This window comes from Micromonospora sp. NPDC005305 (assembly GCF_040607315.1).
Lineage (GTDB): Bacteria > Actinomycetota > Actinomycetes > Mycobacteriales > Micromonosporaceae > Micromonospora.
Genome location: NZ_JBEXGL010000002.1, coordinates 475,625 through 488,638 on the forward strand (window position 1 = coordinate 475,625; position 13,014 = coordinate 488,638).

At 76.2% G+C, this 13,014-nt stretch carries 11 protein-coding genes and 2 pseudogenes; 6 read left to right on the forward strand and 7 right to left on the reverse strand.

Going from position 1 to position 13,014, the window contains the following annotated elements; translation table 11 throughout:
• Positions 1-25: 25 nt before the first annotated feature.
• Positions 26-1,033: an EamA family transporter gene (locus ABZS80_RS05435; protein WP_355054561.1), complete on the forward strand. Its 1,008-nt coding sequence runs from the start codon at positions 26-28 to the stop codon at positions 1,031-1,033.
• Positions 1,034-1,044: 11 nt separating this feature from the next.
• Entirely contained in the window at positions 1,045-1,677 is a 633-nt protein-coding gene (locus ABZS80_RS05440; RefSeq protein WP_355054562.1) for a prepilin peptidase, read from the forward strand.
• 95 nt (positions 1,678-1,772) lie between these two features.
• Here the strand turns inward: ABZS80_RS05440 and ABZS80_RS05445 are convergent, their stop codons facing one another.
• The 6 genes and pseudogenes from ABZS80_RS05445 to ABZS80_RS05470 all read right to left on the reverse strand — a co-directional run bounded on the left by ABZS80_RS05445 (position 1,773) and on the right by ABZS80_RS05470 (position 8,644).
• On the reverse strand, positions 1,773-4,964 hold the full coding sequence (locus tag ABZS80_RS05445) for a UvrD-helicase domain-containing protein (RefSeq protein WP_355054563.1): 3,192 nt from the start codon (positions 4,962-4,964) through the stop codon (positions 1,773-1,775).
• A 94-nt stretch (positions 4,965-5,058) separates the two neighbouring features.
• A pseudogene (locus ABZS80_RS05450) lies at positions 5,059-5,907 on the reverse strand (metallophosphoesterase); the annotation flags it as partial.
• 192 nt (positions 5,908-6,099) lie between these two features.
• Positions 6,100-6,447 (reverse strand): annotated as a pseudogene (locus ABZS80_RS05455) (metallophosphoesterase); the annotation flags it as partial.
• A 20-nt stretch (positions 6,448-6,467) separates the two neighbouring features.
• On the reverse strand, positions 6,468-6,713 hold the full coding sequence (locus tag ABZS80_RS05460) for a MoaD/ThiS family protein (protein WP_355054564.1): 246 nt from the start codon (positions 6,711-6,713) through the stop codon (positions 6,468-6,470).
• Between the two features lie 3 nt (positions 6,714-6,716).
• A complete protein-coding gene (moaA, locus tag ABZS80_RS05465) occupies positions 6,717-7,733 on the reverse strand; it encodes a GTP 3',8-cyclase MoaA (protein ID WP_355054565.1) in 1,017 nt (338 codons plus the stop codon).
• Positions 7,730-8,644, reverse strand: a complete 915-nt coding sequence (locus ABZS80_RS05470; protein ID WP_355054566.1) for a fructosamine kinase family protein — start codon at positions 8,642-8,644, stop codon at positions 7,730-7,732. Before ABZS80_RS05470 ends, moaA begins: the two co-directional genes overlap by 4 nt.
• A 162-nt stretch (positions 8,645-8,806) precedes the next feature.
• Between ABZS80_RS05470 and ABZS80_RS05475 the strand changes: the two genes are divergently transcribed.
• Positions 8,807-9,976, forward strand: a complete 1,170-nt coding sequence (locus ABZS80_RS05475; RefSeq protein WP_355054567.1) for a DUF4192 domain-containing protein — start codon at positions 8,807-8,809, stop codon at positions 9,974-9,976.
• 74 nt (positions 9,977-10,050) lie between these two features.
• Here ABZS80_RS05475 and fdhD read toward each other — a convergent pair whose 3' ends face one another.
• Positions 10,051-10,905, reverse strand: a complete 855-nt coding sequence (gene fdhD, locus ABZS80_RS05480; protein WP_355054568.1) for a formate dehydrogenase accessory sulfurtransferase FdhD — start codon at positions 10,903-10,905, stop codon at positions 10,051-10,053.
• Between the two features lie 66 nt (positions 10,906-10,971).
• Between fdhD and ABZS80_RS05485 the strand changes: the two genes are divergently transcribed.
• The 3 genes from ABZS80_RS05485 to ABZS80_RS05495 all read left to right on the forward strand — a co-directional run bounded on the left by ABZS80_RS05485 (position 10,972) and on the right by ABZS80_RS05495 (position 13,014).
• Entirely contained in the window at positions 10,972-11,571 is a 600-nt protein-coding gene (locus ABZS80_RS05485) for an NTP transferase domain-containing protein (RefSeq protein ID WP_355054569.1), read from the forward strand.
• Positions 11,568-11,825 carry a DUF6457 domain-containing protein gene (locus ABZS80_RS05490; RefSeq protein ID WP_151464396.1) on the forward strand — a complete coding sequence of 86 codons (258 nt, stop codon included), beginning with the start codon at positions 11,568-11,570 and terminating at the stop codon, positions 11,823-11,825. Before ABZS80_RS05485 ends, ABZS80_RS05490 begins: the two co-directional genes overlap by 4 nt.
• An 88-nt stretch (positions 11,826-11,913) precedes the next feature.
• The gene (locus ABZS80_RS05495) at positions 11,914-13,014 is read left to right on the forward strand and encodes a hypothetical protein (RefSeq protein ID WP_355054570.1); all 1,101 of its coding nucleotides are present in this window, start codon (positions 11,914-11,916) and stop codon (positions 13,012-13,014) included.

The following is a 13,014-nucleotide window of genomic DNA, read 5'->3' on the forward strand; positions in this document are numbered from 1 at the left end:
GTGGTCACCGTAGCGTGGTCCACCGATGAGCTCACGCCCCACGAGTGCGACGCCCGCCGTCGACCACGACGCCGCCCCGGCCCGCCCGGCCCTGATCTGGACCGCGCTGGTCCTGGTCTACGTGCTCTGGGGCTCGACCTACCTGGGCATCCGGGTCGCGGTCGAGTCCCTGCCGCCGCTCACCTCCGCCGCGATGCGCTTCGCCGCGGCCGCCGCGGTGCTCGCCCTGGTGCTGCGGCTGCGCCGCGGGCCCGGTGCGCTCCGCGTCGACCGGCGGCAGCTCGGCTCGGCCGCGCTGGTCGGGGTGCTGCTGCTGGCCGGCGGCAACGGCCTCGTGGTGCTCGCCGAGTCCGGCGCGGAGGGGACGGCCCTGCCCTCCGGCATCGCCGCGCTGCTGGTGGCCACCGTCCCGCTCCTCGTGGTGCTGCTGCGGACGGTCGGCGGCGACCGGCCCCGGCCGTGGACCTTCGCCGGCGTCGCCCTCGGGTTCGCCGGCCTCGTGCTGCTCGTCCTGCCGAGCGGCGGCTCGGGGAGCGTGCCGCTGGCCGGCGCGCTGACCGTCGTGGCGGGCGCCATCAGCTGGTCGGTCGGCTCCTACCTCTCCGGCCGGATCCGGATGCCGGACGACCCGTTCGTGGCCACCGTCTACGAGATGGTTGCCGGCGCGGCGGCGCTCGCCGTGATCGCCGTCGTCCGGGGCGAACTGCAGGGCTTCACCCCCGCCGAGGTGACCGGCCGCTCCTGGGCAGCGCTGGTCTACCTCATGGTGGCCGGGTCACTGGTCGCCTTCACCGCGTACGTCTGGCTGCTGGCCCACGCCCCGATCTCCCTGGCTTCCACCTACGCGTACGTGAACCCGGCGGTCGCGGTGGCGCTCGGCGCGCTGTTCGTCGCCGAGCCGGTCACCGCGCAGGTGCTGCTCGGCGGCGCGGTGATCGTGGCCGGCGTCGCCGTGGTGGTGAGCACCGAGCGTCCGCGCCGGTCGGCGGCACGACCGGTCGACGGGGCGGCCCCGGAGCCGGCCCGCCGGTAACGTTCCGGCCCGTGTCGGCCGGGCTGGTGACGGGTGTCGCGCTCCTCGGCGCGCTGACCGGCCGGGCCGCCGTCCCGCTGGCCCACCGCTTCGTCGAGGGTTCGACCGCCCGGTCCGGGGTCGGCCGGGGCGCGGCGGTGGCGGCCGGCGCCGTGGTGTTCGGCGGGCTCGCCGCCGCGCGCGGCGCGGACCCGGCCCTGCCCGCTCTCCTGCTGGTCGCGGCCGTCGGGCTGGCCCTCGCGACGGCCGACCTGGCCTGTCTCCGGCTGCCGAACCCGCTCGTCGGCGCGGCGGCGCTCGGTGGCGGGCTCGGCCTGGCCGGGGCCGCGCTGGTCGCCGGCACCCCGGGCCGCCTGCTCACCGCCCTCGCCGGCGCGGCCGTCTCCTTCGCCGGGTACGCGCTGCTCGCGCTGCTGCCCGGTGCCCGCCTCGGCTTCGGCGACGTCAAGCTGGCCGCCGCGCTCGGCCTGCCGCTCGGCTGGCTCGGCTGGCCGACCCTGGGCCTCGGCCTGCTCCTCCCGCACCTGCTGAACGGCGTGGTGGTCCTCGCCCTGCTCGCCGCCCGCCGGGTCCGCCGCGACACCCCGCTCCCGTTCGGTCCGGCGCTCCTCGCCGGCGCCTGGCTGGCGGCCCTGCTCGCGTGATCGTCCTGCCCGGCGCTGCACACCGCTCGCGCCAGCGGTGCGTGTTAGAAGGGGCCCCCTGCTATACCGCAGGCGTTAAGAAGGGGCCCTTCCTTTCAGATCAACCGGAGCTGGCGGTCCTTGGGGCGGCGGGGCTCGGTGTCACCGAAGCGCTCGAACAGGCCCGGGTCGATCACATCCAGGAACGGGGTGGGCCGGCACTCGCGCTCCGACCCGTGCCGCGTACGCCGGGCCGCGTGGCTCACGTAGAGCCGGTCCTGCGCCCGGGTCAGCCCGACGAAGAAGAGCCGCCGCTCCTCGGCCACCGCGTCGTCGTCCGGGTCCTGCCCGGGCCAGCGCAGCGGCAGCAGCCCGTCCTCGGCGCCGACCAGGAACACCACCGGGAACTCCAGCCCCTTCGCCGCGTGCAGGGTGAGCAGGGTGACCGCCTCGGCGCGCGGGTCGAGGGCGTCCACCTCCGCCCCGGTGGCGAGTTGGGCGAGGAACAGCTCCAGGTCGTCGCCGCAGCGCCGGGCCAGCGGGGTGAGCAGGTCGACCGCGGTGCGGACGTCCTCGGGGCGTACCGCGCCGGAGCCGTCGAGGGTCGGCACGGCGAAGCGCTCCGCCAGGATCTGGCCGGCCAGGCGCACCCGGGCGGCCAGGGAACCGTCGAGCCCCGCGTGCCGCAGCTCGCGGGCGATGGCGGTGACGCCCGGCCGGTCGCGCAGGCGGTCGTGCGAGCGCTTCTGCACGGGGATGTTCGCCCGGGCCAGCGCGTCCACGATCGGCGCGGCCTGCGAGTCGGTGCGGTAGAGCACCGCGATGTCGGAGAAGGACAGCGAGGTGGCCCGCCCGTCGATCCGCCCCGAGTCGAGCGAGCGGTGGGAGAGGCCGCCAACCAGGTCATCGATGGTGCGTACCAGGAAGTCGGCCTCGTCCGCGACGGAGGTCGCGGCGTAGCGGCCGACCAGCGGGGCCTCCGGATCGAGCCGGGCCGGGTCGAGGCGGCGGCCGCGGACCAGCGACGACGGCGCGATGGCCTGCACGGCGGCAGCCAGGATCGGCGCCGACGACCGGTAGTTGCGGTTCAGCCGGACCAGCCGGGCGTCGGTGAAGTCCTGGGAGAACCGCAGGAAGTAGCCGACGTCGGCGCCCCGGAACGAGTAGATCGCCTGGTCGGGGTCGCCGATCGCGCAGAGGTTGCCGTCGGCCGGGCTGAGCAGCCGGAGCAGGTCGTACTGGACGGCGTCGACGTCCTGGTACTCGTCAACGAAGATCCACTTCCAGCGCTCGCGGTACTCCCGGACCAGCTTCCTGTCGCCCTTCAGCAGCGCCACCGGCAGGGTGAGCAGCTCGTCCAGGTCGACCAGGTCCCGCTTGCGCAGCAGCGCGGCGTACCGCTCGTCGTCCTCGCCGGCCTCCGCGCGGGCCGCGGCCCGGTCGGCGTCGTCGGCGATCCGGAAGTCCGCCGGCAGCCCCGCGGCCGGCGCGTTCTCCCGCAGGATGGTCAGCCCCAGCGAGTGGAAGGTGCCCACGGTGACGTCCTCGGCCACCGGGCCGAGCAGCCCGTCCAGCCGGTGCCGCAGCTCCTCCGCGGCCCGCCGGGTGAAGGTGATCGCCAGGCACTGCTCCGGGAAGACGTTCAGCTCCGCGCAGAGGTACGCGATCCGGTGGGTGAGCGTCCGCGTCTTGCCGGTGCCCGGACCGGCCACGATGAGCAGCGGGCCGCCCGGCGCCGAGGCGGCCACCCGCTGCATCGCGTCGAGCCGGTCCAGCAGCCCGGTGCCGACCTCCTCCATGCCGGCGAGCATCGGCTCGAACGGCTCGTGCGGGGAGGGCGCCGGCGCGATCGGTGGCGGGGGCGGCGGGGCGGGCTTGCGCTTCGGCTCCGCCTTGGCCGCCGCCGGGCGCCGCGCCCTGACCTTCGCCGCCGGCTCCGCGGGCCTCCGCTGCGCGGGCACGGGTACGTCGAAGAGCGTGTCCTGGCCGCTGCCCCCGGTTGACGACCCCAGCTCCGCCGGATCGAACAGGGTGATCACGCCGTACTCGCCGTCGTAGCCGGGCACCCGGCGCACCTCGCCGCGGCGCAGCCGGCCGATGCCCTCGGCGAGCAGCTCACCGCCGACCCGGCCGATCTCGTCCAGCGGGGTACGGAGGAGGATGTCCAGCTCCGGGCCGAGCGCGGCGATCAGCTCGTGGAGCTTCCCCTCGACCCTCTTGGAGCGGGCGCCCACCCGGTTCAGCTCGCCGAGGATCTCGGCCAGCGGCACGAGGTGGGTCACCTCCCGGGCGTGCGCCGGCCGGTGCCCCTCGGGCCGGTCGGCCAACTCCTCGACCCGGCTCAGGACGCCGACCGTCAGCGGCTTCCCGCACTCCGGGCAGCGCCCGCCGGCCTCCCGGGTGCGTTCCGGGGACCAGTTCACCCCGCAGAGCCGGTGCCCGTCGGCGTGGTACTTGCCCTCCTCGGGGAAGAACTCGATGGTGCCGGCGAGCCCGTCGCCGGTGCGCAGCGCCTCGCGGATGGCGAAATAGTCCCGCGCCGAGTCGAGGACGGTGGCCTCCCGGGCCAGTGCCGGCGGCGAGTGCGCGTCCGAGTTCGACACCAGCTGGTAGCGGTCCAGGCTGCCGACCCGCCAGTTCATCTCCGGGTCGGAGGAGAGGCCGGTCTCCACGGCGAAGATGTGCTCGGCCAGGTCGGCGTAGCAGTCGGCGATGGCGTCGAAGCCGGACTTCGAGCCGAGCGCGGAGAACCAGGGCGTCCAGATGTGCGCCGGGACCAGGTAGCCGTCCGGGCTGGCCTCCAGGGTGATCTCCAGCAGGTCGCGCGAGTCCAGCCCGAGGATCGGCCGGCCGTCCGAGCCCAGGTTGCCGATCCGCCCCAGGGCGGCGTTGAACCGGGCCACCGCGCCCAGGTCCGGCAGGTAGATGAGGTGGTGCACCTTCCGGGTCCGGTCGTCCCGCTTGTAGATCGTGGAGATCTCCACGCTGAGCATGAACCGGACCGGGTCCGCCTCCGCCGCGCTGGCCAGCCGGGGCGGCAACCGCCGGGCGATGTCCCGCTCCGCCTCCGGGCTCAGCCGGTAGAGGCCGGGCTCGGCCGGGTGCAGGGTCTCGCGCAGGTGGTCGTACCACGCGGGGTGGGTGAAGTCGCCGGTGCCGAGCACGCCGATGCCCTTGCGTCGGGCCCACCAGCCCAGGTTCGGCAGGGTCAGGTCACGGCTGCACGCGCGCGAGTACCTGGAGTGGATGTGCAGATCCGCGACGAACGACGGGAGGCCACCGGAGGGTACGGCGCTGAACGGAGGCACGCCGCATCCTGTCACGCCCGGTCCCCCGGCCGCCCGCCGCCACGCGTACGCGTGACGTGAGCAATGCGGTGCTGGACCGGGCGGCCCGGACGCGCTATGGGGCGCGCAGCTCGACCAGGGTCACCTGCGGTGGCGCGCCCACCCGGACCGGCGGGCCCCAGAAGCCGGCGCCGTTGGTGACATAGACCTTGGTGCCGTCCACCTCGCCCAGGCCGGAGACCACCGGCTGCTGGAGCTTCACCAGCAGGTTGAACGGGACCATCTGGCCGCCGTGGGTGTGCCCGGAGAGCTGGAGGTCCACGCCGAACTTCGCGGCCTCGTGCGCGGCCACCGGCTGGTGGGCCAGCAGCACGACGGGGCGATCGGGGTCGCGGTCGCCGAGGGCGGCGGCGTAGTCGGCGGGGGCGGCCAGCCCGGTGCCGGCGGCGGTGACGTCGTTGACGCCGGCCAGGTCGAGAACGCCGCCCCGGGCCCGGATCTCCTGGCGTTCGTTCTGGAGCACCCGCAGGCCGAGCCGGTCCACCTCGCGCACCCATTCCTCCACACCGGAGTAGTACTCGTGGTTGCCGGTGACGAAGAAGCTGCCGTAGCGGGAGCGCAGGTCGCGCAGCGGTTCCGCGGCCGGGCCCAGCTCGGCCACCGAGCCGTCGACCAGGTCACCGACGACCGCCACCAGGTCGGCGTCGAGCCGGTTGATCATCGCGACGATCCGCTCGGTGTGCGACCGGCCGCGCAGCGGCCCGAGGTGGATGTCCGAGACGGTGGCGATGCGCAGCCCGTCCATGGCGCGGGGCAGCTTGGCCAGCGGGATCTGCACCCGGTCCAGCCGGGGCGGTCCCATCGCGGTGCGCACGCCGTACCCGGTGACGCCCGCGGCGGTGAGCCCGGCGAAGATGGCGGCCCCCCGGGCGAGCAGCAACCGGCGGGACGGGTCGTGATCCGGCGCGGCGGGCGGGCTGTCGGTGCCGGGCGGGGGGTCGGTCGGAGCGCCGGCCGAGGCGGCGGACTCGCTGGCCGGCGCCGCCGACCGGCCGGCCGGCTCCGCCGCCGGCGGGTCCGCGAGCGCGACGGGCGACGCCGACGCGAGGCCGCCCGACACCCGGTCCGGCCCACCGGCGAGGTCCGCCCGACCGGCGGTGGATCCGGCCGGGACCAGTGCCGGCGCGGGTCCGGTGCCGGTGGCGGCGCGCTCGCGGCGGCGCAGCACCAGCTTCGCCACCGCCGTGGGCACCTCCAGCACCAGCAGCAGCACCAGCAGGTAGAACATCAGGGCCAGCCAGAGGTAGCCGGGCCAGGCCAGCCATTCCGCGCCGCTGCGGGTGCCCGCCATGGTCGCCGGCACCAGCAGCGCCAGCAGCAGCGCCACCACCCCGCCGGCCTTCCGCAGGCGGCCCGGGCGGGTGGTGTCCCGCACCAGCCGCTTCCACAGGTAGAGGTGGATCAGGGCCGTGACGAGCACGGCGAAGCCCACGAACGACGCCATCGCCAACACGGGAGCCTCCCTCAGCCGCCCGCGAAGGGCGGCAGCACGTCGACCGTCGCCCCGCCCCGCAGCGGTGCCTGACGATCATGGCAGGCCGTTCCGTCGACCAGGAAGCTCGCCGCCTTCAACACCACGGCCAGCCGCTCGCCGTGCCGCTCGGTCAGCTCGTCGAGGAGCGCGTCGAGCGACCGGCCGGCGGGCGCGGTCTCCTCGGCGCGGCCGGCCGCGGCCCGCGCGCCGGCGAAATAGCGGACGGTGAGCTGCACCGGTCAGCCTCCGATCGCCGACATCGGGCGGGCGGGTTGCAGGAAGGTGGGGTCGTCGATGCCGTGCCCGGCCCGCTTGCCCCACATCGCGGCACGCCAGCGCCGGGCCAGCTCCTCGTCGTCCGCCCCGGCGCGCAGCGCGGCGCGCAGGTCGGACTCCTCGGTGGCGAAGAGACAGTTGCGGACCTGACCGTCGGCGGTGAGCCGGGTCCGGTCGCAGTCGCCGCAGAACGGCCGGGTCACGCTCGCGATCACGCCGACCCGGGCCGGGCCGCCGTCCACCAGCCAGGTCTCGGCCGGGGCCGCGCCCCGCGCGCCCGGGTCGGCGGTCAACGCGAACTCGGCGCGCAGGGCGGCGAGGATCTCGTCGGCGACGACCATGGTCGACCGGTCCCAGCCGTGCTGGGCGTCCAGCGGCATCTGCTCGATGAACCGCAGCTCGTAGCCGTGGGCCAGGGCGAAGCGGAGCAGCGCGGGGGCCTCGTCGTCGTTGACGCCGCGCATCAGCACGGCGTTGATCTTCACGGGGGTCAGCCCGGCCGCCGCCGCGCCGGCCAGCCCGGCCAGCACGTCGGCGTGCCGGTCCCGACGGGTCAGCCCGGCGAACCGCGCGCGGTCCAGGGTGTCCAGCGAGACGTTGACCCGGTCCAGCCCGGCGGCGCGCAGGGTGGGCGCGAGGCGGTCCAGGCCGATGCCGTTGGTGGTCAGCGAGATGCGCGGGCGGGGCTCCAGCGCGGCCGCCGCCGACACGATGCGGGCCAGGCCGGGCCGGATCAGCGGCTCGCCGCCGGTGAAGCGGACCTCGGTGACGCCGAGCCGGTGCACGGCCACCCGGATGAGCCGGACGATCTCGTCGTCGTCGAGCAGCTGCGGCCCGGCCAGCCAGGGCAGCCCTTCGGCGGGCATGCAGTAGGTGCAGCGCAGGTTGCACTTGTCGGTCAGCGAGACCCGGAGGTCCCGGGCGACCCGGCCGTAGCGGTCGACGAGGACCCCGTCGGTCGTCGTCGGGGCGGCGGTCACCCGTCGACCGTAGCGCGTCCGGTGCCACGCAGCGCGGCGCGGGCGACGGCGTCCACCGCCGCCCGGTACGCGGCCCCGAACAGCGCGGTGTGCACCAGCAGCAGGTGGAGCTGGTGCAGCGGCACCCGCTCCCGCCAACCGTCGGCCAGCGGCCACGCCTCCCGGTAGGCGGCCGTGATCCGGTCGAGGTGCGGCGGGCCGCCGAAGAGGGCGAGCTGGGCCAGGTCGGTCTCCCGGTGGCCGCCGTGCGCGGCGGGGTCCACCAGCCAGACCCGGTCGTCGAGGCCCCAGAGCAGGTTGCCGGGCCAGAGGTCGCCGTGGATCCGGGCCGGCGGCTCGTCGCCGCCGAACTCGGCCATCCGGTCGATCAGCTCCTCGACCGGGCCGGCCTCCGCGGTGGTGAGCGCGCCGTTGTCGACGGACATCCGCAGGTAGGGCAGCAGCCGCCGCTGCGCGAACCACTCCGACCAGGGGCCCGGGTCGGGCGTGTTGTCCTGCGGCAGCGCGCCGATGAACCCGGGCCACTCGGCGCCGAAGGTGGGAGCCCCGGCCCGGTGCAGCCCGGCCAGCTCGCGGCCGAACTGCTCGGCCGCCTCCGGCGTCGGCTCGCCGGGCTCGACCCAGTCGAGCGCCAGCAGCTCCGGCAGCGCCACCACCACCTCCGGTACGGCTACCGTGCCGGCCTCGCGCAGCCAGCGCAGCCCGGCCGCCTCGGCAGTGAAGAAGCCCTCGGGTGCGGCGCGTTCCGCGTGCTCGGGCCAGGCCTTGGCGAAGACCGAGTGCCCGTCGTCCAGGGTGAGCCGGGACGCGGCGCAGATGTCCCCGCCGGAGACCGGCGTCTCCCGGATCCGCTGGTGGGTCAGGAAGGTCGGCAGGTGCTCCGGGTGTGCCCGCAGGTACGCCAGGTCCATGAGCGCAACCTAGCCCGTCCGCGGGGCCGGCGCGGGCCGTGACCGGCTCTCCGGTGTGCCGCTCGTCGCCGACCTGGCCCGATACTCTCCGTATCTGTGGACAACCCGCGTGTCGTCCACAGGGCCTGTCGCGGCGGCACCCGTGCGCCGCACGCTCCCGGCATGAACTCCACGGAGCGTCTCCGCCTCGCCGTCCGCTCGCCCGCCGACCTCGTGGCCGCCGTGCCGTACCTGCTCGGCTTCCATCCCGCCGACAGCGTCGTGGTGGTGGCCATGCGCGGCCGGCGGGTCGTCTTCGCCGCGCGGGCTGACCTGCCCGAGCCGGGCGGCGACCCGCGCCGGGCCGCCCGGCACCTGGCCGAGGTGGTGGCCCGGCAGGACACCGACGCGGCCACCGTGATCGGCTACGGTCCAGCGGCCCTCGTCACCGGCGCGGTCGACGCGGCCGGCGAGGCCCTGGACCGGGCGGGGCTGGTCGTCCTCGACGCGCTCCGCGTGACCGGCGGGCGCTGGTGGTCCTACCTCTGCGCCGAGCCGGCCTGCTGCCCGCCCGAGGGCACCCCCTACGACCCGGCGGCCAGCCAGGTCAGCGCGGCGGCCGTCTTCGCCGGTCAGGTCGCCCTGCCCGACCGGGCCGCGCTGGCCGCGCAGGTGGGCCCGATCGACGGGCCGGTCCGGCTGGCCATGCGCCGGGCCACGACCCGGGCCCGTCGCCGCCTCGCCGAGCTCACCGGAGAGGCCGTCGGCCCGATCGAGGAGACGGCCGGTGTCGCCGAGAAGGCCGGGCGTGCGGAGCCGGCCGAGCGTGCGGAGCCGGGCGAGCGTGCCGGGGAGCCGGCCGGTCCGACCGAGGTGTCGGCGGCGCCGGCCAGGGAAGCGGTCGGGCCGGTGGGCGGTCGCGCGGTGCGTTCCGCGGGGGCGGCGGCGGTGCGCACGGTGTTCCGGCGGCACCGACGCGGTGAGCGGTTGGGTGACGACGAGGTGGCCTGGTTGACGGTGCTCCTCACCCACCTTCCGGTCCGCGACCACGCCTGGTCCCGGACCGACGGCCGGGACGCCGACATCGGTCTCTGGACCGATGTGCTGCGCCGGGCGGAGCCGGAGCTGATCGCCGCTCCGGGCTGCCTGCTGGCCTTCGCCGCCTGGCGCGCGGGGCACGGCGCGCTGGCAGCCGTCGCCCTGGAACGGGTGCTCGCCGCACACCCCGGCTACTCGCTCGCCCTGCTGCTCGACGACGCGCTCCGCCGCGGGCTGTCCCCGTCCGAGCTCGACGGCTGGCCGGCGACCGCCGGCACGGTGCTGCGCCGCCGCAAGCGCCGGCCCCGCCGGTGACCGGGGTTCGCGCTGCGTCCGCGCGGCCACCCGCTGCACAGGGAAACCCGCGGGGCGGCCCGGCGGTGACCGGGTCAGCCGGGCACGCGGTGGGCCCCGGTGTAGACGTTCATGGTCGCGCCGCGCAGGAAGCCGACCAGCGTCATCCCGGCCTCCTCGGCCAGGTCGGCGGCGAGCGTGCTGGGCGCGGAGACCGCGGCGAGCAGCGGAACCCCGGCCATCCACGCCTTCTGCGTCAGCTCGAAGCTTGCCCGGCCGGAGACCAGCAGCACGTGCCCGGCCAGCGGCAGCCGGCGCTCCCGGACGGCCCAGCCGACGACCTTGTCCACCGCGTTGTGGCGGCCGACGTCCTCGCGCAGCACCACCAGCTCACCGTCGGCGGTGAAGAGCCCGGCCGCGTGCAGGCCGCCGGTGCGGTCGAAGGCACGCTGGGCGGCGCGCAGCCGGTCGGGCAGCCCGGCGAGCAGCTCGGCGGTCACGGCCAGCGGATCCTCGCGCACGACGAACTGCGAGCGGGTCCGGACGGAGTCGATGCTCGCCTTGCCGCAGACGCCGCACGAGCTGGTGGTGTAGAAGTTCCGGGCCACATCGGTGGCGGGCTCCGGCACGCCGGGGGCCAGCACCACGTCGACCACGTTGTAGGTGTTCGGGGTTTCCGCTCCGGCGCAGAGCTGCGCGGTGCGCACGTCGTCGGTCGACCGGATCAGCCCCTCGGTGAGGAGGAAGCCGATCGCCAGGTCCAGGTCGTCGCCGGGGGTGCGCATGGTCACGGCGAGCGGCCTGCGCCGGCCGGGGCCCGCCGGGCCGACCCGGATCTCCAGTGGCTCCTCCACCGCCAGGCTGTCCTGTCGGCGGATCCGCGACCGGCCGTCGGCCGCCGCGTCGAGGTCGATCCGGAGCACGCCCCGCCGGTCAGTCGCCCGTCCCATGCCGCCCATCCTGCCCCGCGCCCCGGGCCACCCGCACGGCGACGCCGCCGCGGTTACCGTGGGCCGGTGACGGCGTACGCGGCGGTGGTGCTCTCGGGCGGCGCGGCCCGCCGGATGGGCGGGGTCGACAAGCCGGCCCGGCCGGTCGGCGGCCGGCCCATGCTGCACCGGGTGCTGGCGGCGGTGGCCGACGCGGGCGAGCGGATCGTGGTGGGCCCGGCCGGCCCGGTGCCCGAGGGGGTCCGGATGACCCGCGAGGAGCCGCCCGGCGGTGGCCCGGTGGCCGGGACCGCCGCGGGGCTGGCGCTGCTCGACGCCGGCACCACCACCGTCGCCCTGCTCGCGGCCGACCTGCCGCTGCTCACACCCGCTGCGGTGGCCGCGCTGCGGGGCGCCCTCGACGGCTCGGCCGCCGGGATGGCCTGCTACGTCGACGGCGCCGGCCGCCGGCAGCACCTCTGCGCGGTGTGGCGGGTGGGCGCGCTCCGGGGGGCCCTGGACCGGCTCGCCGCCGAGCGCGGCGGCACGGTCGACGGGGCGCCGGTGCGCGCGCTGCTGGCCGGCACGACCGTGCGGGAGGTGTCCTGGTCCGGGTCCGGGCCGCCGCCCTGGTTCGACTGCGACACTGATGAGGACGTACGCCGGGCCGAGGAGTGGACGCGATGACGGTGATGGACGACTGGGTCACGGCGGCCTGCGCCGAGCTGGGGCTGGACCCGGCCGAGGTGCCGGTGCCGACCGTGCTCGACCTGGCGAAGGACGTGGCCCACCAGGTGCTGCGGCCGGGGGCGCCGGTCACCGCGTACCTGCTGGGGGTGGCCGTCGGGCGCGGCGCGGACCCGGCCGCGGCGGCCGCCCGGCTCGCCGCGCTGGCCGGCACGTGGCCCGTCGAGCTGGACGGGACCGCCCCCGCCGACTGAGCGCCGCCGGCCCGCTGTCCGATGCCGGTCGGGGTGATTGGGCCCCCATCGTCCGTGGGTAGGGTGGCGAGGACGGACGGAGGCGATCATGACGGCAGACCACCCCTCGGCGCCGGCTGGTGAGCCCGCCGGCGCGACGCCGGAGCAGCACGAGTCGATCCTGCTGGACGAGCCGACCACGGCCGACCTGCGGGCCAAGGTGACCGAGGCCTGGCGGGAGTTCGCCCGCGCGCTGGCCGACCGGCTGCGCAGGCTGCCCGCCGGCGCGCACCTGGAGGTCACCCTCGACCCGACCGCCTCCGGCACCGGGGACGCCGTCTACTCGGTGAGCGTGGACGCGGGCGAGGAGGGCCGCCTCTCGGCGCGGGCGGTCGGCAACGCGACGCTGCCGCAGGGCTACCGGCTGGACCGGGCCGCGGTGGCCGACATGATCGCGCTCGGCTGGTCCCCGCCGGGTGTGGTGGCGGGCTCCGGTGAGCAGTTCGGCCTGGACTGTGTCGCCGACGAGGCCACCCGGTTGTCGGCCGTGCTGTCCCGGACCCTGCGCGACGTCTACGGCGCCCCGCACCCGGCCTTCCTGGTCTACCTGGTGCACGACGCCGAGGGGGAGCCGCTGCCGGAGGAGCCGCTCGGCACCGCGCGCAGCGAGTTCGGCCCGGACCGCGACGTGGAGGCCGACCTCGACGAGGCGCTGGCGGCCGCCGGCGCGGCCCAGTCCGGCGAGAACGACGTGCTGGCCCTGGAGGAGCGGGTGCGCACGGTCGTCTCCACGATGCTGAAGTCCAAGGCCGACCAGGTGCAGGTCGACTCGGACGGCGACATCAACATCCGCGCCGGCTCGGCGATGGTCTTCGTGCGGGTCCGCGACAATCCGCCCCTGGTCGACGTCTTCTCCCCGGTGCTCACCGAGGTCGAGCCGACGGAGCGTCTCTATGTGAAGCTCTCCGAGCTGACCAACCGCATGCCGATCGGCCGGCTCTACTGCGCCGACGACACGGTGTGGGCCTCGATCCCGGTCTTCGGCCGCAACTTCCAGGCCACCCACCTGATGCTCGCCGTGCAGGTGATGACCGGGCTGGCCGACGAGCTGGACGACCGGCTGCACGGGGAGTTCGGCGGCAAGCGCTTCTTCGGCGAGGGGGACAAGCCGGCCCGCCCGCAGGAGCACCGCACCGGCATGTACCTCTGA

Excerpts from the sequence above, each read along its gene's own strand:
- ABZS80_RS05435 (WP_355054561.1), top strand. The coding sequence starts at position 26 with ATGAGCTCACGCCCCACGAGTGCGACGCCCGCCGTCGACCACGACGCC.
- ABZS80_RS05470 (WP_355054566.1), bottom strand. The coding sequence starts at position 8,644 with ATGGACCTGGCGTACCTGCGGGCACACCCGGAGCACCTGCCGACCTTC.
- ABZS80_RS05475 (WP_355054567.1), top strand. The coding sequence starts at position 8,807 with ATGAACTCCACGGAGCGTCTCCGCCTCGCCGTCCGCTCGCCCGCCGAC.
- fdhD (WP_355054568.1), bottom strand. The coding sequence starts at position 10,905 with ATGGGACGGGCGACTGACCGGCGGGGCGTGCTCCGGATCGACCTCGAC.
- ABZS80_RS05490 (WP_151464396.1), top strand. The coding sequence starts at position 11,568 with ATGACGGTGATGGACGACTGGGTCACGGCGGCCTGCGCCGAGCTGGGG.
- ABZS80_RS05495 (WP_355054570.1), top strand. The coding sequence starts at position 11,914 with ATGACGGCAGACCACCCCTCGGCGCCGGCTGGTGAGCCCGCCGGCGCG.